The organism is Desulfuromusa kysingii (assembly GCF_900107645.1).
GTDB lineage: Bacteria > Desulfobacterota > Desulfuromonadia > Desulfuromonadales > Geopsychrobacteraceae > Desulfuromusa > Desulfuromusa kysingii.
Genome location: NZ_FNQN01000003.1, coordinates 199,592 through 218,723 on the forward strand (window position 1 = coordinate 199,592; position 19,132 = coordinate 218,723).

Annotated in this window: 12 protein-coding genes; 7 read left to right on the forward strand and 5 right to left on the reverse strand. The window is 45.8% G+C overall.

Annotated elements, in window-relative coordinates:
* Positions 1-89 precede the first annotated feature (89 nt).
* The 3 genes from BLU87_RS06230 to BLU87_RS06240 all read left to right on the forward strand — a co-directional run bounded on the left by BLU87_RS06230 (position 90) and on the right by BLU87_RS06240 (position 3,398).
* Complete coding sequence (locus BLU87_RS06230; RefSeq protein WP_092345828.1) at positions 90-470, forward strand: GxxExxY protein; 381 nt, start codon at positions 90-92, stop codon at positions 468-470.
* 333 nt (positions 471-803) lie between these two features.
* Complete coding sequence (locus tag BLU87_RS06235) at positions 804-1,364, forward strand: sugar transferase (RefSeq protein ID WP_092345830.1); 561 nt, start codon at positions 804-806, stop codon at positions 1,362-1,364.
* Between the two features lie 135 nt (positions 1,365-1,499).
* Positions 1,500-3,398 (forward strand): polysaccharide biosynthesis protein, encoded by a 1,899-nt coding sequence (locus tag BLU87_RS06240; protein WP_092345831.1) that lies wholly within the window; start codon positions 1,500-1,502, stop codon positions 3,396-3,398.
* On the opposite strand, the gene BLU87_RS06245 is transcribed toward BLU87_RS06240, so the two are convergent.
* Entirely contained in the window at positions 3,358-3,894 is a 537-nt protein-coding gene (locus tag BLU87_RS06245) for a shikimate kinase (protein WP_092345833.1), read from the reverse strand. The two genes, BLU87_RS06240 and BLU87_RS06245, sit on opposite strands and share 41 nt — an antisense overlap.
* Before the next feature lie 180 nt (positions 3,895-4,074).
* Between BLU87_RS06245 and typA the strand changes: the two genes are divergently transcribed.
* Positions 4,075-5,886, forward strand: coding sequence for a translational GTPase TypA (gene typA / locus BLU87_RS06250; RefSeq protein WP_092345835.1), 1,812 nt, complete (start codon positions 4,075-4,077; stop codon positions 5,884-5,886).
* Positions 5,887-5,916: 30 nt separating this feature from the next.
* Here the strand turns inward: typA and BLU87_RS06255 are convergent, their stop codons facing one another.
* A complete protein-coding gene (locus BLU87_RS06255; protein ID WP_092345837.1) occupies positions 5,917-7,296 on the reverse strand; it encodes a sigma-54-dependent transcriptional regulator in 1,380 nt (459 codons plus the stop codon).
* A gap of 510 nt (positions 7,297-7,806) precedes the next feature.
* Between BLU87_RS06255 and BLU87_RS06260 the strand changes: the two genes are divergently transcribed.
* Positions 7,807-11,259 (forward strand): pyruvate carboxylase, encoded by a 3,453-nt coding sequence (locus BLU87_RS06260; RefSeq protein ID WP_092345839.1) that lies wholly within the window; start codon positions 7,807-7,809, stop codon positions 11,257-11,259.
* Here the strand turns inward: BLU87_RS06260 and ptsP are convergent, their stop codons facing one another.
* From ptsP to BLU87_RS06275, 3 genes are all read right to left on the reverse strand, one after another.
* Positions 11,260-13,662: a phosphoenolpyruvate--protein phosphotransferase gene (gene ptsP, locus BLU87_RS06265; protein ID WP_092345841.1), complete on the reverse strand. Its 2,403-nt coding sequence runs from the start codon at positions 13,660-13,662 to the stop codon at positions 11,260-11,262.
* A gap of 82 nt (positions 13,663-13,744) precedes the next feature.
* A complete protein-coding gene (locus tag BLU87_RS06270) occupies positions 13,745-14,686 on the reverse strand; it encodes an ABC transporter ATP-binding protein (RefSeq protein WP_139167486.1) in 942 nt (313 codons plus the stop codon).
* Between the two features lie 44 nt (positions 14,687-14,730).
* Positions 14,731-15,693 carry an ABC transporter ATP-binding protein gene (locus BLU87_RS06275; protein WP_092345845.1) on the reverse strand — a complete coding sequence of 321 codons (963 nt, stop codon included), beginning with the start codon at positions 15,691-15,693 and terminating at the stop codon, positions 14,731-14,733.
* 231 nt (positions 15,694-15,924) lie between these two features.
* Between BLU87_RS06275 and BLU87_RS06280 the strand changes: the two genes are divergently transcribed.
* Both BLU87_RS06280 and BLU87_RS06285 read left to right on the forward strand, forming a co-directional pair.
* The gene (locus tag BLU87_RS06280; protein ID WP_092345847.1) at positions 15,925-16,791 is read left to right on the forward strand and encodes a PHP domain-containing protein; all 867 of its coding nucleotides are present in this window, start codon (positions 15,925-15,927) and stop codon (positions 16,789-16,791) included.
* A gap of 301 nt (positions 16,792-17,092) precedes the next feature.
* Positions 17,093-19,060 (forward strand): response regulator, encoded by a 1,968-nt coding sequence (locus BLU87_RS06285; protein ID WP_092345849.1) that lies wholly within the window; start codon positions 17,093-17,095, stop codon positions 19,058-19,060.
* Positions 19,061-19,132: the final 72 nt, after the last annotated feature.

Here is a 19,132-nt window from a genome sequence, read left to right on the forward strand (position 1 = left end):
TGGGGTGAACCATTTAGATAAAGCATATGGTTGACAGGTTTTGATAAATTTTCATCGCGGCGAAAGGTGTTATTTGTTTAGGAGGGGAGATGAAAGACAAGGCTTATCATGATTCAATTGCTGCTGTAATTGTCAGCAGTGCTTATAAGATCGGACAGACTCTTGGCTCCGGGTTTCTTGAGAGGGTCTATGAAAATGCACTTGCCATTGAACTGGAAGAAGCCGACCTGAGGGTCGAAAAGCAAAAACAGATTCAAGTTTTTTATCATGCCCAGGTGGTAGGTGATTATTTTGCAGATTTGCTTGTTGAGGATGATGTCATTGTCGAGCTAAAAGCTGCCAAGTGTCTTGAGGCTGTTCATTTAGCACAATGTCAGAACTATCTTAAAGCAACGGGTAAAAAATTGGGGTTGGTGATCAACTTTGGTGGTGAGAAAGTTGCTGTTCGCCGTGTAGTCAATGGGCTCTAATGGATTTCTTGCCGCTATCAGGATCTACGAAGGTCTATTTTGACTGTATTTTTGGGGTAACCCATCAAGATAAAGCATGTGGTTGACAGATTTTGATAGATTTTCATTGCGGCGAAGGGTTCCTCTGATTGTGGGATTCGAAGGATTTTAAAGGCTATTATTTTAGCCGTTATCAGAATCTATGATGGTCTATAAAGGCTTTTTTGAGGGAGAACCTATATAGGGCAAAGCATTTGATTGACAGATTTTGTTAGATTTTCATCGCGGCAAATTTTTTTCTGATTGAATTTTCCGAGCATACGGAACTTTTTATAGTGGTAACGAAAGTTTAAAATGAAGCGTATTTTTGATATATCCATGTCGTTGATAGCACTGGTTGTTTTCTGTCTCCCTCTGCTGGTTGTGGCAGTGCTGGTGAAACTCACTTCCAAAGGTCCCGCTCTTTACTGGTCTGATCGGATCGGGAAAAATAATGAAATTTTTAGAATGCCCAAGTTTAGAACCATGCGGATTGATACTCCTGCGGTCGCCACGCACTTGTTAGGTGACCCTGATCAGTTTTTGACGCCCATTGGTCACTTTTTACGTAAATCAAGTCTGGATGAAATACCTCAACTGTGGAGTATCTTGAAGGGTGACATGAGCATTGTCGGTCCCAGACCAGCGCTGTTCAATCAGGATGATCTGGTCAAATTACGAACAGAGGTGGGAGTTCACGCTTTAACCCCGGGGTTGACCGGCTGGGCACAGATCAATGGCCGCGATGAATTGCCTATCCCGGTTAAGGTTGATTTTGATGCATATTATCTACAGAATCGCTCTTTCTTGTTAGATCTGAAGATTATCTTGATGACGGTTTATAATGTTGTCAGGAGTAAGGGTGTGTCACACTAATGAGTTTTCCGCTTTTAATTATTTAAATAACTGACTTGTCCTTGATAGTTTAGTATAATAGGAGGTTGTGGATTATCGTCGTGCTTGATGGTTTCGTCCCTCAAGTGACCGTGCTTTATGGTGGGGGAAGAATTTATGAAAGAAATTGTATATCGAAATCGTTTGTTTGTTGTTTTTGTGATGACAAGCCTGATTATTATCAGCTCTTTTTTATTTGCCTATGCCATTCGTTTTGATTTTTCTATCCCTTCTGCATATTGGCCCAGAATTACGACATTAATCCCGGTCATCCTGGCAATTAAATTAATCGTTTTCTGGAAGTTCGGCTGTTTTCGGGGGTGGTGGCGCTATGTCTCCATGCCTGACTTGTTGCAGATTGTTAAGGCCAATATTCTTTCTTCCAGTTTGGTTGTTGTCTATGCCGTTGCTGTCTACCGTTTGGAGCAGGTGCCACGCTCAGTCTTGCTGTTGGATGGTATTTTCTGTTTTCTGGCGGTGGGAGGAATCCGTTTTGCTACCCGGGCATTGCGGGAGAACTATCTTCCCGTGCGGCAAGGAACTGAATTGCGCCAAGCGCGGGCTCTGATTGTCGGCGCGGGGGATGCGGGGCAATTAATTGCGCGGGAAATCCGTTCCAATCCGCAATTGGATTTGAATATTCTGGGGTTTATTGATGATGATCCCGTCAAGAAGAAGGGGGCTTTTCAAGGCTTAAATGTTTTGGGTTCGCAAGCTGATCTGAAAAAACTTGTCAATGAACGGGGTGTCGATGAAGTTATTATTGCGATCCCATCTGCTTCGGGAAAAGTGATCAAATCGATTGTTGAGCGGTGTCGTGAAACCAAGGTCAAGTTTAGAATCTTACCCGGAGTCGGAGAGCTTATAGATGGCCGGGTTTCTATTCAGCAAGTTCGCGATGTTGATCTGAACGATCTTCTTGGCCGGGAACCGATTTTTCTGGATGAGGCGCAGATAAATAACTATCTGCGGGGGAAAAGGGTGTTGGTGTCTGGTGCCGGAGGGAGTATCGGCAGTGAAATCTGTCGACAATTGGCCCGTTTCAAACCGCAGAAGCTCATCCTGTTTGAAAATGCTGAAACTCCTCTGTTTTTGATTGAACAGGAACTGATCAAGAATTACCCCGATTTAACCATCGTCCCTATCATCGGTGATGTCCGTAACCATTCGCGCGTTAATGTGATTTTTGATGAGCAAATGCCTCAGGTGGTGTTTCATGCCGCGGCCTATAAGCATGTGCCGATGATGGAGAACAACCCGGCTGAAGCGGTTAACAATAATATTAGTGGGACCCGTTTGCTGGCTGATGCTGCTGATAAGATCGGTGTCGAAAAGTTTGTCATGATCTCTACAGACAAAGCGGTGCGACCGACTAACATTATGGGGACAACAAAACGGGTGGCTGAGATGTATGTTCAGGCTCTCAACTTGAGGAGTAAAACCAGTTTTGTGACCACCCGCTTTGGTAATGTTTTAGGGAGTAATGGCAGTGTGATTCCGACCTTTAAGAAACAGATTGCCAATGGTGGGCCGGTGACGGTCACTCACCCTGATGTCACCCGTTTTTTTATGACCATACCGGAGGCAACGCAACTTGTCCTGCAGGCGGGGAGTATGGGGAGCGGTGGTGAAATTTATTTGTTTAATATGGGGGAGGCCGTCAAGATTCAATTCCTTGCGGAAGAACTTATCCGGTTGTCAGGTTTGCAGCCTCATGATGATATTGACATTGTTTATACCGGGTTACGGCCTGGTGAGAAATTGTACGAAGAGCTGCTTTTGGATGAAGAGGGGGTTCTGCCCACGCCGCATAATAAAATCTGTATAGCTCAGTCAACATCAATCGTGTACTCAGAGTTGTTAGCGATGATTGAGTCTTTGTTGGCCTCTGCCAAAGCTCTGGACCTTCCTGCTGTCAGAGAAAAACTGCAACAGCTCGTTCCTGAGTACTGTCCGGCAGAGAATAGACCTCTCGCTAAGGTGATCCCGTTTTCTGCGATTGTAATGCATCAATAATATTGACGACTGTGACGATTAATTGCTCCGGTGTCGTGTTGGATGTTGAAACCTGCGTGAATTGCTTGTAAATCGAATCGCGCTGGCGTAATAATGTATTGATTCTCGCCCGTGGATCTTTTTCTGCCAGCAGTGGACGGCTGTCTTTTTGGCGTGAAACGCGGGAGAGGATCTCTTTTGGAGTTGCCGTTAAGCAGATAATGTGTCCTGTTTCATTCAACGCCTCGACATTGTCCGGATTCAGGACCAGTCCTCCACCCGTCGCAACAACCAACCCTTGTTTTCGCGCCAGGTTTTTGACCAGTTCTGCTTCCAGTTTACGGAATGCTGCTTCTCCTTGGGTTTTAAACAGATTGGTGATGCTTTGTCCGGCTTGAGCTTCGATTAAAGCATCGGTATCGACAAAATCATAACCGATACGCTTGGCAAGTAACCGTCCCAGGGTGGATTTTCCGGTTCCCATAAAGCCCGTCAAGATAATGTTAGGTCGTGACATTTTTCCTCGATTCGTTAAGAGTGTCCTGACTGCAGAACATATGTAAAAGCTCCTGAGCTGTCAAGTTGGGTAAAACAGCATGATTTCAGCGTTTTCTGTGTTATTTTCTTGGCATCCTGGAGTCTTTCTGCCATAATTCCGCTCTTTTTGTGAAAAAATCATATTTATAAAGGACTTACGATGTCTAAAAAGATAAGAAATATCGCGATCATCGCCCACGTTGACCACGGGAAAACCACCCTCGTTGATGCCATGTTGGTCCAATCCGGGGTTTACCGTGAACATCAGGAAATTACCGAACGGGTCATGGATAGTAATGATCTGGAAAAAGAGCGTGGAATCACTATCCTCTCAAAAAACCTGTCGGTGCAGCACTGTGGGTTGAAAATCAATATCGTTGACACACCTGGTCATGCCGATTTTGGGGGTGAAGTTGAGCGGGTTTTGAAAATGGTTGATTCTGTGTTGCTGTTGGTCGATGCTTTTGACGGGCCGATGCCGCAAACTCGTTTTGTGTTGAAAAAATCTCTAGATCTGGGGCTCAAACCAATTGTCGTCATCAATAAAATTGATCGTCCCGGCGCACGGCCAGAAACCGTTGTCGATATGGTTTTTGACCTGTTTTGTGAATTGAATGCCAATGAAGATCAACTTGATTTCCCTATTGTCTATGCCAGCGCCAAACTTGGCATTGCCAAGAAACATTTGGAAGATGAATCAGACAATCTGGAACCATTATTTGAAATGATCGGAGAACGTGTTGATCCCCCTTCTGGCGATCCCACAGCACCTTTTCAGTTGTTGGTCACTAATATCGATTATAATAAATTTATCGGCCGTACCGCGACTGGGAAAATTGTCAATGGGACCGTCAAGGCCGGTGAGACTGTTGCGAGGATTGATCATGCCGGGAAGGTAAAAACTGGACGGATTTCTAAGCTCCTTGGCTATCAAGGATTGCAGCAGATCGAACTGGATGAAGCGTATGCTGGTGATATTGTGACCATTGCTGGATTTGATGAGCTGGGAATCAGTGAAACTCTGGCTGATGCTGAAAATCCGGTCGCTCTTCCCTATGTCGCCATCGATGAGCCGACCCTGTCGATGAATTTTATTGTCAATAACTCACCTTTTGCCGGACAGGAAGGGAAATGGGTCACTTCTCGAAATATCCGTGAACGATTAACCAAAGAGTTGCGGACCAATGTTTCGCTGCGTGTTGAAGATACCGATAATACGGATACCTTTAAGGTTTCAGGACGCGGAGAATTGCACCTGTCAATTCTTATTGAAAATATGCGTCGTGAAGGTTTTGAACTTTCAGTATCAAAACCGGAAGTTATCTTTCGTGAGATTGATGGCGTACGTTGTGAGCCAATCGAGCATCTGTCCATCGATGTCCCAGAAGAACATCAGGGGACTGTGATTGAAAAACTTGGCAAACGCAAAGCTGAAATGACCTCCATGCAGGCGCTGGATGGAACCAACCGAATCGAATTTTTAATTCCTGCCCGTGGTTTAATTGGTTTTAGAACCGAATTTATGACTGATACCCGTGGAACCGGGGTGATGAATCACACTTTCCATGATTATTCTCCCTATAAAGGACCGATTGAAGGGCGGAAAAACGGGGTGCTGATTGCCTTGGAGCTGGGGGAAACTGTGGCCTATTCCCTATTCAATTTGCAAGACCGTGGGGTCCTATTCGTCGGTCCTAACGTTAAGGTCTACGAAGGGATGATTATTGGACAGCACGCCAAGGAGGGTGATCTGGTCGTCAATGCTTGCCGTGGTAAGAAGCTCACCAATGTTCGATCTTCGGGAACGGATGAAGCTGTCCGCATCATAACTCCAAGAACTTTGTCTCTGGAGCAATCTCTGGAGTACATTGCTGATGATGAACTGGTGGAGATTACACCGAAATCGATCCGCTTACGGAAGCGTTATCTCGATGCCAATGAGCGTAAGAAAAATGAGAAAAAAACGAAATAGTGATCATCCTGATATCAAGGGTGACAGTTTCTAGTTTTCTATCCCAAGACGTTTAATCTTTTCGACTAAAGTCGTGCGGTTAATCTTTAACAGATTGGCCGCACGCGCTTTGACTCCCTGACCTAAACTCAACGCCTGCTTTATCATCTCTGTTTCAATTTCTGCGATCGCCTGATTCATATTGATCCCTTTGGTGGTTATTTGCGGGACACCCGTGGGGGCTTTTGGTAGGCTCTGGGAGATGTTGGAGGGGAGGTCTTCGCAACGAATTATCAAGCTGTCTGTCAATGCGATTGTCCGCTCAATAATATTTTCCATTTCGCGAACATTTCCAGGCCAGTCGTAAACCTCCATGGCTTGAATTGCGTCAGCATCGATTTTGATCTGGGGCAGGTTCATCTCTTTACAAATTTTATCTGCAAAAAAGCGAGCTAACTGAGGAATATCGCCATGGCGATCTTTCAATGGTGGCAAATGAATCGGGATGACATTGAGTCGATAGTAGAGATCTTCACGAAATTGTCCTGCTTTGACCTGCTTTTCAAGATCAATATTGGTCGCTGAAATGAGCCGGATGTTCAGGTGGGTCTTGCGGGTGGAACCAACCGGCTCAAACTCATGTTCTTGCAAGACCCTTAACAGCTTAACCTGCAATTGTTGAGGCATGTTGCCGATTTCATCCAGAAAAATCGTGCCGCCGTTGGCAACTTCAAACTTTCCTAGTTTATCGGTGAATGCGCTGGTAAAAGCCCCTTTGACGTGGCCAAAGAGCTCCGATTCGAGCAAGTCCGCTGGAATAGCACCGCAGTTAATGGCGAGAAAAGGTTTGTTTTTGCGAGGGCTGTTATAGTGGATGGCTTTGGCGACCAGTTCTTTTCCTGTTCCGGAAGCGCCAAGTATCAAGATGGTTGAATCGGTTCCGGCAACCTTGCCCATACGACTGAACACTTGTTGCATCGCTTGACTGGTGCCGATAATATTATCAAAGTGGTAACGGCCGAGCAATTGTTGGCGTAAGTACTTATTTTCGAGAACCAACCGGTTTTTTTCCAGCGCTTTTGTCACCTGAACTTTTAAGCGTTCAAAGTTAAATGGCTTGGTAATGTAATCCAACGCCCCCTCTTTCATTGCTTCAACAGCGGTTTCGGCGGAGGCTTTGCCAGTGATGAGGATGACCCCGATTTCAGAACAGTCATCTTTGGTGTGTTTAATAATATCAATGCCGCTGATACCGGGGAGGCAAAGGTCGCTGATGATCAGGTCAAAAGGTTGTTTTTTGAGGAGTTCCAACGCTTCTTCACCAGAGGCGCTGGTTTCTACGCTATAACCGGTTTGAGTAAGAAGATGTGAAAGAGCCTGACAACTCTCAACTTCATCATCGACCAAGAGGATTTTAGATTTCTGGATCATTGATCTCTCTCCTGTAAGCGTCATATGTTTGACGAAAAATACCATGAAGCCGAAATCGGTCACAAGGATAATTTGTGACTACCCATTTTTATGGACATCTGTCGAGGTCTAAGAAATTGAATCCTCAAGCGTTCATTTGATTTTATCTTTGATTGAAAAAAACCTTTGACCATTCAGCTGCTGCTTTCCTGAATTTTAATTTGTATTTAAATGACAGAGTTTATTTATCTTTAAATACTATAAGTAGTAATTACTAAAGCGAATGTAAATTACCGTTTTCTCTCAATTCCCCACATAAATTCGCACTTCTGACGTCTTTGATTACCCTTTCTGATAAAAATAGAACAGTATTATATCTTGACAAAGTCATGGATATGTTGTTTCAATCTATCATTGATGCTACACAAATAACTGATTTTAAAGGTGAAATTAACTTTAAGTAAAATTATTTAGTCATCTCAAAAAATAACACATTTGATATTCACAATTTTAACCGATGAGGTACAGATTATGGCTATAACAAAATTTAAGAAAATTATGGCAGCGAATCGTGGCGAAATAGCGATACGGATTTTTCGAGCCTGTACCGAATTGGGTATATCAACTGTCGCCATTTATTCCAACGAGGATCGTCTTTCTTTGCATCGTTATAAGGCTGATGAAGCTTATTTGATTGGACAGGGAAAGGGGCCAATCGATGCGTATCTGGGAATTGATGAAATTATCGATCTGGCGCGTAAAAAAGATGTCGACGCAATTCATCCCGGTTATGGTTTTTTGTCTGAAAATCCGGAATTTTCATTAGCCTGTGAAAGGGCTGGGATTGCTTTTATCGGTCCACCACCTGAGATTCAACAACGTCTTGGAAATAAGGTATCTGGACGTCAGGTAGCGGTTGAAGCCGGAGTTCCGATCGTTCCCGGGACCGACAGTCCGGTCGAGACCGAGGAAGAGGCGCTGATCTTTGCGAAATCATGCGGTTATCCGATTATCGTCAAGGCGAGTTCTGGCGGTGGGGGACGCGGGATGCGTGTGGCGCAGAATCAAAAGGAACTCCTTGAAGGGCTGAAAAGTGCGGCGTCAGAGGCGCAGGCAGCCTTTGGTGACGCAACAATTTTCCTGGAGAAATATATTGAGAGCCCGAAGCATATTGAAGTGCAAATCCTGGGTGATAAACATGGTCATCTGGTCCATTTTTACGAGCGTGATTGTTCGATTCAAAGACGGCACCAAAAGGTTATTGAGATTGCCCCATCTCTGGATTTGACGCAAAAAATGCGTACAGAAGTCTGTGGCTACGCGCTGAAAATCGCCAAAACAGTTGGTTACGTCAATGCAGGAACCATCGAATTTTTGTTAGACAAGGAAAGAAATTTTTATTTTATTGAAGTGAATCCACGCATTCAGGTTGAGCATACTGTCACCGAACTCGTGACGATGAGGAATCTGGTGCAGGTACAAATCCGGGTTGCAGAAGGTTATCGATTGGCTGATCCAGAAATTGGTATCAAAAACCAAAAAGATATCGAATTACGGGGTTTTGCCATTCAGTCACGGATCACAACGGAAGATCCGAATAACAATTTTGCTCCCGACTTTGGAACTATCAAGGCTTATCGAACTGCGGCTGGTTTTGGCGTCCGTCTTGATGCTGCTGCCGGTTATGCTGGCGCTCATATCTCCCCCCATTACGATTCGCTCCTGGTCAAGATTTCAACTTGGGGGCTGACATTTCTTGAAGCTGCTAAGATTATGCATCGGGCGTTACAGGAGTTTCGAATTCGCGGTGTCAAAACCAATATCGGGTTTCTGGAAAAAGTGATGACTTATCCGGTTTTCCTTGAAGGGAACTGTGATACCTCGTTTCTGGACAACCATCCGAAACTATTTGAATTGCGGATTAAAAAAGATCGAGCCAATAAGATCCTCAATTTCATTGGGCATACTTCCGTCAATGGCTATCCCGGAATCTCAGCATCCAAAGCGCTTAAATTCTCCAGCTTACGAGAGCCTGTGGTCCCTGTTATCCCTTACGGACAACAACATCCACGTGGCACACGGGATCTTCTGCGTGAAAAAGGGCCGCAAGGGTTGGCCGAGTGGGCACGTACCAATAAACAACTTCTTGTGACTGATACAACCATGCGTGATGCCCATCAGTCTTTGGTGGCGACAAGGTTTCGGACCTTTGATCTGGATCGTATTGCCGAAGCGACTGCGCACCTGGGCGGAAGTCTGTTTTCTTTAGAGATGTGGGGCGGTGCAACCTTTGATGTCTCACTGCGTTTTTTACGTGAGGATCCATGGGAACGACTAGATCGTCTCCGCGCTAAAATTCCCAATATCCTCTTCCAGATGTTATTGCGTGGCTCCAATGCGGTTGGCTACACCAATTATCCCGATAATGTGGTGCAGGAATTCGTTAGTAAAGCTGCAGAGAGTGGCATTGATCTTTTCCGCGTGTTCGATTCTTTGAACTGGACTAAGGGGATGCAGGTGGCGATGGAAGCGGTGCGTAAAAGCGGAGCTGTTTGTGAAGCTGCTATTTGTTATACCGGTGATATCCTTGATCCCAAGCGGGATAAGTATCCACTTGAATACTATGTCAATATGGCCAAAGAACTTGAAAAAATGGGGGCCCATATCCTTGCGATCAAGGATATGGCAGGATTGATTAAACCCTTTGCTGCCGAGAAATTGATTAAAACGTTGAAAAACGAAATTGGGTTACCCATTCATCTCCATACCCACGATACTTCCAGTAATGGTGGTTCGACGTTATTGATGGCAACCAAGGCCGGTTGTGACATTGTTGATGTCTCCCTCTCATCAATCTCCGGTTTAACAGCACAACCCAATATGAATGCGTTGCTGGCCACTCTGGAAGGATCTATCTGGGATCCTCAGATGGACAAGGCCGGGTTGCAGCAGTTGGCCAATTATTGGGAGACCTGCCGGAGTTATTATGCTCCATTTGAGTCAGAATTACGCAGTGGCACGGCGCAGGTTTATGAGCATGAAATTCCAGGCGGGCAATATTCCAACTATAAGCCTCAGGTTGAAGGGCTTGGGTTGGGGGATCGCTGGGAAGAGTGCAAGGGGATGTACCGCAAAGTCAACGATATGTTTGGCGATCTGGTGAAGGTTACCCCTTCGTCAAAAATAGTCGGCGATATGGCCGTGTTCATGGTGCAAAATCACCTTCAGCCGGAAGATATTTACAGCCGGGGGGAAGAGTTGATTTTCCCTCAAGGAGTTGTCGATTTTTTTAAGGGGATGATTGGGCAACCATACGGTGGATTCCCTGAAAAACTACAGAAGATCATCCTTAAAGGGGAGCCACCACTGACACATCGCCCTGGTGAGCTGTTGGAACCTGTTGATTTTTCCCTGAAAAAAGAGTCTCTAGAGCTTAAATTGGGACATCAGGTTTCCGAGCGTGATGTCCTGTCAGCCGTTTTATATCCAGGGGTTTTTGAAGAATTTGATCGTTTCCGGCAAGAGTATAGTGATGTCTCCGTCCTGCCGACACCCGTGTTTTTCTATGGTCTTGATATTGGCAATGAAGTGACTATCGATATCGAAGCGGGAAAAACCTTGATCGTTAAACTCAACGCCATTGGCCGGGTCCGTGAAGATGGGACGCGGAATGTCTATTTTGAACTCAATGGTGAACCTCGGAGTACGACGATAAAAGATCTTGGCGCCAGAGTTGATGAAACCAGTCACGTGTTGGCCGACCCAGACAACAGCAAAGAGATCGGTGCGCCAATGCCGGGTAAAATTTTCAAGTTGCTGGTCAATGTCGGCGATCAGGTTGAGGTCGGAGATGTGTTACTGGTGACAGAAGCAATGAAGATGGAGACCAATATCAAAGCAAGAAAAAATGGTGTCATCCAGGAAATAATCTTTGCTGAAGGGGATCACGTCGGACAAGGTGATTTGCTGCTTATTTTCGAGTAATCAGGATTGCAGCCGGGTCGCATTGCCCCGGCTTTTTATTTGTAACGGCTGGGGCTGATACTTAATAACCGAAAAGTCGGTCACGGGAAGGTTCCGAATCGCTTGATCCAGAGCTTCGCGGATACTGTGACTGTCTGCTTGCAACAGGAGGGATTGTAATAATTCTTCAGCCGCAACGGTATCGATTCGATTGATAAAGTTTTTTAACCGTGGAATATAGGGCGCAGAGAGGGAAAACTCATGGATTCCCAGACCAATCAAAGCCAGCAAGCAAGCCGGATCGGTTGCCATCTCCCCACAGGCACAAAGTTCAATATTGTTGTTGTGGGCGGCGGCAACGACGCAACCAATAGAGAGTAAAACGGCCGGGTGTAGGGGGTCGTAATATTTTTCTACCAGCGGGTTTGAACGGTCGGCAGCGAGCAGATATTGAATCAGGTCATTGGTGCCCAAAGCAAAGAAATCAACCTCTTTCGCCAGATGTGATGCCAGTCGGACGGCCGCTGGCACTTCGATCATCGCCCCTAAGGGAATATCTTCAGCAAAAAGGATTTTTTCTTTCCGCAGGTTGTCCTTAGCCTTTTCAACGATAATTTTACAGGTACGGATTTCCTCCATGTTGGAAATCATCGGAAATAACAGTCGAATCGGACCGTGTTTTGCGGCCATCAGAATAGCTTCAATCTGGGTCTGGAAAATATCCAGATTGTCTAAACTGACCCGCACAGAGCGCCATCCCATGAATGGATTATCTTCTTTGGGTTGAGTGAAATAGGGGAGGGCTTTATCCCCACCGATGTCCAGAGTTCTGATGGTGACGGGTGTCCCGGCAAAGTCTTTGACGACCTTTTTATAAAGAAGATACTGGTCTTGGCGGTCAGGAAAGCTGCTGCGTGCCATGTAAGGAAATTCTGTTCGGTATAAACCGACTCCCTCTGCACCGTGGGTTTTGGCAACATTGACATCACTGATTAAACCGATATTGGCACGCAAATGAATGCGTTGTCCGTTGCGGGTCACCGGGGGGATGTTCTGTAATTCCAGGAGACGTTGTTTTTCCAGCTGCCCTTCCTGTCCCAGTCGAGAGTATTCATCGATGATGGATTGGTCGGGGTTCTGGTAGATGCATCCAGAATTGGCATCAAGAATCAGATTGTCATCCGGCTTTATCTTAGAGATGGCACTCTTCACGCCAATGACCGCTGGTATCCCTAGGGCTTTGGCCATGATGACCGAGTGTGAATTGGCCTCATTTGATTCAATCACCATTCCCATGATCATCCTGTGGTCAAGAATGGCCATGTCCGAAGGTAATAATCTTTTAGCTACCAGAATTCCACTATGATGCAGTTGCAACCCCTCGGTGTTCTTGCCCACCAGATTGGCCAGCAGGCGCCGTCCGATGTCTTCCATATCAGCGGCACGCTCACGCAGATATGGATCCTCCATCTGACCAAAGGCTTCAAGGTAGCCGCTGATGACTTTTTTTAACGCATACGGGGCGCTGTGTTGCTCCTCAATCAAGATATGCAGGCGATCAATAAAGCCCCGATCTTCAAGGATCATCAGATGGGTGTGGAAGATGGCAGCATCCTCCTGAGTGAGCTTCTCTGCGACCCTTTTTTCCAGATAGAGGGTTTGGATGCGGGTTTTACGTAAGGCTTCATCCAGCCGTTTCAACTCGGCAGGGAGATCAATATTGCATTCGTCAAAAATGTCGGAAAAGCCAAATTGTTGGTCGATGATGTTTGCCGGACCCGTCACAACCCCTGGATATGCCGCTTTACCACGCAAGGTGTTGGATTGTTGTGATTCTGAATCTTCGGTGTCGTCCTCTGTCGTAGGGGTTGCGGTATCTTTGCGTCCATAATGATCAATTGCGTCCAGCAGCCGTGCATTGACGACAATGGAGGCAACTTGAAATGCAATGGTTGACAGTGTTGCTAACTCTTCTTTCGAAAAAATATGGTGCTCTCGGGTTTGGACAACCAGAACCCCAATCGCATGATTATGGTCAAACAGTGGGATTCCGACGAAGGTGTGGAACTGTTCCTCTCCGGTCTCTGCAAAATATTGATAATCTGGGTGTTTATGAGGTTCTTCAATCGCCAGAATCTGTTTGTCTGCTGCGACCTTTCCCGTCAGACCTTCACCAATTTTCATGCTGACGCGGCCAATTGTCGATTCATCCAGACCTTTAGTTGCTCTTAATGTTAGCGTTTCTTGATCATTTTCAAGTAAGTAAAGGGAGCAGACATCAGAATGGGCACGCAATGCCACCAGGTCAACAATGTTGCGGATCGTTTCATCGAGGTCATGAGACTGGAGGATAAGCGCACTAATATCCTGCAAGGTGCTTAGCCCAAGGTTACGGTCTGATTTGGTTCTCTTTATTGAAGTCATATCAGGTCACAGCAGAAAAGATCGAAATTGATCGTCCTATTTTAGCGTAACCTCTCCTTTTTTGCGAATAAATTGTCAAAAGTTATTTTTTAAACAGATAACGTCCAACCCGACTGACAAAGTGACAGGCAACGCAATGGTCCTCGCTGATGTTCTCGAGCAAAGGCTCCTGTTGACGGCAAATGGTCTCTGCATAGGGGCAGCGTGGGTGGAAGTAACAACCTGTTGGCGGATCGATCGGGGAGGGGATTTCACCCTTTAAAGCTGCAGGGCGAGGATGTCCAGGATCGGGGGTCGGAACCGCATTTAATAAAGCTTCGGTATAAGGATGGCGTGGATTTTTATACAGCTCTTGGGCGTTGGTAAGCTCGACGATTTTACCCAGATACATGACGGCAATGCGGTCACTGACATGTTCGATAACCGCAAGATCATGGGCAATAAAGATGTAACTGAGACCCTGCTCTCTTTGAAACTTCTGCAATAAATTTAAGATTTGTGCCTGAACCGATAAATCAAGGGCAGATACAGGTTCATCAGCGATGATCAATTGCGGTTCAACTGCGAGTGCCCGGGCGATGCCGACTCTTTGTCGCTGTCCACCCGAGAATTCATGCGGATAACGTAGCTCGTGCTCTGCACTGAGGCCGACTCTTTCCAGTAGGTCAACAACCCGTTCGCGTAACTGTCGGGCAGGAGCTAACCGGTGAATCTGTAACGGCTCTCTGAGGATTTCACCGATGGTCATCCGTGGGTTCAAAGAAGAAAACGGATCTTGAAAGATCATCTGCATGCGGCGACGGTATGGGCGCATCTGTTTTGGTGACAGACCGGTTAACTCTTCCCCAGCGAAGAAAACTTGTCCTGCATCAGGGTGGAGGAGTTGTAAAATTAGTTTTCCTGTGGTTGATTTTCCGCAACCGGATTCTCCTACCAGCCCCAGAGTTTCCCCTTGTTTGACGTTCAAGGAGACATCATTGACTGCAATCAGTTGCCCCGATGTTCGGCCAAGAGAATTCTTCATGCGAAAACTTTTGCGCAGGTTTTTGACTTCAAGTAATGGCAATGTCAATATCTCCAACAACGAACCGAATGGCCCGGTTCAATCTCTTTGATTTGCGGCATTTGTTTACTACAGGGAGCACAAGGGCCTGAGCACCGGTCCAGAAATAGACAACCGGTCAGCTGTTTTCTTAGATCAGGCAACTGTCCCGGTATCGTCGGCAGGTTATGTCGTTGGCCAAGCCGCGGGATGCACTGTAGTAGTCCTTGTGTATAGGGATGGAGCGGGTTATGAAAAACCTTTTCGATGCTGCCATACTCGACAATCTGTCCGGCGTACATCACTGCAATCTTGTCGGCGTTACCAGCAACAATTCCCAGGTCGTGGCTGATAAGGAGCATGGTCATTTGCCGTTGTTGTTTTAATTCCAGCAATAGATCCATGATCTGGGCTTGAATAGTGACGTCCAGCGCGGTTGTCGGCTCATCAGCAATCAACAACTTGGGGTCACAGGCCAGGGCGATGGCAATCATGATCCGTTGTCGTTGTCCCCCAGACAGTTGATGGGGGTAATCACGCAAGCGGCGGACAGGGTCTGAAATCCCGACTTGGGTTAGCAACCCTGCAGCTTGTTTTAGGGCCGCCTTCTGCGAGAGCCCTTTATGTAAGCGGAGGACCTCTGCTATTTGTTCACCAATCTTTAAAACAGGATTAAGCGACGTCATCGGTTCTTGGAAAATCATGGCAATGTCATTGCCACGGATTCGTCTCATCTCAATATCAGGAAGGCGTAACAGATCACGATCATCGAGGAAAACCTCTCCGCCGACTATTTTTCCAGGAGCTGGCAGCAAACGCAACAAAGATAAGGCCGTCATTGATTTCCCACAGCCGGATTCACCAACGAGTGCCAACGTTTCCCCTTGATTAATGCTGAAGGAGACATCGTTTACAGCTTTGATAAGACCCGATCGGGTAAAGAAAAAGCTCTGCAAGTTTTGAACATCAAGACGTGGAGGCGTGGTCATAGACGGTCTACTCAGTTGAAGGTCAGATACTGACATATGGGTAAAAATTGCCGTTGCTGCACGGTCTTTTCATGTGTACAGGTTTGCGAGTCAATGGTCAAGAGGCAACCCGCGCAGTTTGTCTCTTTTGAGTCTTGGTCGTGCGCCTCATCGAAGCATAAATAATGGCTGTAAATAACTTTTGCATAAAAAAGAGTGGATTCATCCCCCGGAAAAAACAATAATAGCGATATGGAAACTAATTACGTTGATTTACATCTCCATTCAACCTGTTCGGATGGTTATTATTCTCCCAAAGAGGTGGTTGGCCTCGCCAAAAAAGCGGGTTTGCTTGCTATTGCCTTGGCCGATCATGATAATATTGATGGTATCAGTGCGGCGAAAGAGGCGGGAAAAGAAGCAGGAATTGAGGTTATTGCTGCGGTAGAATTGTCAAGCCAATGGCGTGAATACACCGATATGCATCTGTTGGGCTATGGGTTTGACTTTCAGGATCCCTATCTGGTCCGTGCTTTGAATGAATTTCAGAGATTCCGGGCGATGCGGAATCGGCAAATCGTGGAACGAGTGAACCTCAAGTTGATTGAAGAAAAGCGGCAACCTCTCGACCCTGACGCGGTTCGCAAGCTGGCCGGGGGGACAGTGGGTCGTCCCCATATCGCTTTGGCATTACGTCAGGCAGGATATGTCAAAAGTAACGATCAGGCGTTCGAACGCTACCTCGTCCCTTGCAATGTCCCAAAGCGTTATTTCCCAGCCGATGAAGCAATGAAGTTGATTCATAGCAGTGGCGGGATTGTCGTCTTGGCCCACCCTCCCTATGTCACTCGTGACCGGCGTAAACTGGAAGCGTTGGTTGCTGAGTTAGTCCGCTTAGGTTTGAACGGAATCGAAGCCTACAACAATGGTTCTGGCTTAGAAGATACCGATTGGTTGATTAAGCTTGCGCGTCAACATGGTTTGGTGGTGACCGGAGGATCTGATTTTCACGGTGATAGCGGATCAATGATTGAAGTCGGTCGAGGAGTTCGCGGTATTCGTGTGCCTTATCATTGCATTGAAGAGATTCGAGCGGCATTAAAAGCTCTCAAGTCTTAAGGTCGTAAATTATGACTTTATGACGTTCTGTCTATTTTTCTGACCTCTTGAAATTTCACCTTCCTCTGTTTTTGAGGTCACACTTTAAAAGTGATCGCGCATTTCTGGTTCACGTCAAGTCCATTTGATTTTAGTCGGGTCCCATTGACACAAACGGCTATCCGATATAAATTAACTATACATAATATCTATGCTTTAATGTTGCTTTTGGTCTGATTTCATCACTTTTGACCGGGTGATGTTTTTTTGATGAGTAACAAGCTCGAGCGGAAAATTGTTTCAAATTTGATGGATTTAAAAAATGAGTATAAGCCAACCACATATTTTATTAATTACTGACGATAGTAATGATCGACAACGCTTGCATATCCTTCTCGACCCTTTGGGGGGGAGGATTAGCGTCGCGACCTCAGGAACGGATGCGATTAATATTTTTCAGTCAGATGTTGTTGACCTGGTTATCACTGATATTAATATTGGATCATTTGATGTCTGGCGCTTGACCCGGATTATCCGTTCTGGAATTTATCCATCAAGTAAGGAGACACCAATTATCATCGTCACCCACACCTGGTGTGAACGGATTACCGAAATCACTGCCCGTGAGTTTGGGGTAAATCAGCTTTTGCCTTTTGATGATTGCCATAAACTCCCAGATATCGTGAAGCTGCTTCTCAAATCACCAAGCACTGGCTTGAAAAAACACCGTTTACTGGTGATTGAGGATCATCTTGATAATGCCCGTCTTGTTCAGAAAATGCTCCAGAATCGTTTTGATGTAGAATTGGCTGCTGATGGTGAAACTGGTTTGGCTGCGTGGAAAGAACGTCAGCATGAACTGGTTTTACTCGATATTATGTTGCCCAGAATGTCGGGATCTGAAGTCCTGAAAGAATTTGTAGTTCTCAACCCAGCATTACCGGTCGTGATTATGACCGCCCACGCAACGATGGAACTCGCTCGCGATCTGATGTTGAGTGGCGCTGCTGATTTTATTACCAAGCCGTTTCGGGCTGAAGAAATAAGAAAAGTTTGTGATCTTGCTGTCAGGCGCGATGATTATCTGGTGAGTAACGCTCAGTTTGCTGATCATATGGACAATTTACAACAGTTACAGAATCTTCTTGGTAATATTATTGACTCTATGCCCTCCGTACTGATCGGTGTTGATGCCCAAGAAAAGGTGATGTTGTGGAACAAGGATGCTGAACATGTCAGTGGTCTGAGCGCAAGAGATACCAAGGGGAAACTGCTAACAGAAGTGTGGCCAGAGTGTTGCGTCATCGAAGATATTCGTATTGCGATGAAGGGGGGAGGTGTCCAGCATCGGAGAAAAGTTCCGTGTCATTGGGAGGACTCATTCCGTTTCTTCAATATTACGATCTACCCCGTTCAGAATGAAGAGTTTTGCCGTGCCATTATTCGCATAGACGACGTCACAGAGCAGCTTTTATTTGAGAAAAGGATTGTTCAGTCGGAAAAAATGGTGTCTCTGGGACAATTGTCTGCTGGAGTGGCCCATGAGATAAATAATCCCCTCGCTGCAATTGTTCAGAATACTCAGGCGGTGAAGAATCGTTTATCAGCGGATGTTGAGCCAAACCAAAGAGTTGCTGAGGCGCTGAATCTCGATTTTTCAATGCTCAGGCAATACCTTGAACAACGGGGTATCCTGCGGCAACTTGATGTCATCCAAGAGTCTGGTATCCGGACGGCAAAATTGCTTGAAAATATGTTGAGCTTTACTCACGAGGGAAGTTCTCAAAAATATCCACATAACCTTGCGGATTTACTTGAAAGGGCAATTGATCTGGCAACGGCTCATTTTAGTCTGCAACGTAAATTCGATTTTCGGCAGGTTGAGATTATGCGTGATTATGCACCGGGCTTATCTTTTGTGAAGTGTGACCCTGCACAGATTCAACAGGTTTTTTATAACTTGTTGCTGAATGGTGCCGATGTCATGGAGGAGAAGTATCGTTTGCAGGAATCTTCAAGTGAAACCCCGAGTTATCAACCCCGTTTTTTGGTTAGGGTCCTGGATAAGGAGAACTTTGTTCGCGTTGAGATAGAAGATAACGGTCCTGGAATGACTGAGGTCGCGCAAAAACATATTTTTGAGCCGTTTTTTGCGACAAAAGATTCTGGTTCTGGACTTGGTTTATCTATTAGTTACTTTATTGTGACTAAAAATCACGATGGTCACATCGGGGTGGAATCAAAATTGGGAGTAGGAACAACATTTTATGTTGAACTGCCAAAGATTTAAATGTTCGACGCAACCTGTTATTTGAAATCTCATGCGCCGGGAACAATGTTCCCGGCGTTTTTTATGGAAAGA

Bases quoted from the DNA above. Each gene is read 5' to 3' on its own strand.
- BLU87_RS06245 (WP_092345833.1), bottom strand. From the start codon at position 3,894: ATGTCACGACCTAACATTATCTTGACGGGCTTTATGGGAACCGGAAAA.
- BLU87_RS06230 (WP_092345828.1), top strand. From the start codon at position 90: ATGAAAGACAAGGCTTATCATGATTCAATTGCTGCTGTAATTGTCAGC.
- typA (WP_092345835.1), top strand. From the start codon at position 4,075: ATGTCTAAAAAGATAAGAAATATCGCGATCATCGCCCACGTTGACCAC.
- BLU87_RS06285 (WP_092345849.1), top strand. From the start codon at position 17,093: ATGAGTATAAGCCAACCACATATTTTATTAATTACTGACGATAGTAAT.
- BLU87_RS06255 (WP_092345837.1), bottom strand. From the start codon at position 7,296: ATGATCCAGAAATCTAAAATCCTCTTGGTCGATGATGAAGTTGAGAGT.
- BLU87_RS06260 (WP_092345839.1), top strand. From the start codon at position 7,807: ATGGCTATAACAAAATTTAAGAAAATTATGGCAGCGAATCGTGGCGAA.
- BLU87_RS06235 (WP_092345830.1), top strand. From the start codon at position 804: ATGAAGCGTATTTTTGATATATCCATGTCGTTGATAGCACTGGTTGTT.
- BLU87_RS06275 (WP_092345845.1), bottom strand. From the start codon at position 15,693: ATGACCACGCCTCCACGTCTTGATGTTCAAAACTTGCAGAGCTTTTTC.
- BLU87_RS06280 (WP_092345847.1), top strand. From the start codon at position 15,925: ATGGAAACTAATTACGTTGATTTACATCTCCATTCAACCTGTTCGGAT.
- BLU87_RS06240 (WP_092345831.1), top strand. From the start codon at position 1,500: ATGAAAGAAATTGTATATCGAAATCGTTTGTTTGTTGTTTTTGTGATG.
- BLU87_RS06270 (WP_139167486.1), bottom strand. From the start codon at position 14,686: ATGAAGAATTCTCTTGGCCGAACATCGGGGCAACTGATTGCAGTCAAT.
- ptsP (WP_092345841.1), bottom strand. From the start codon at position 13,662: ATGACTTCAATAAAGAGAACCAAATCAGACCGTAACCTTGGGCTAAGC.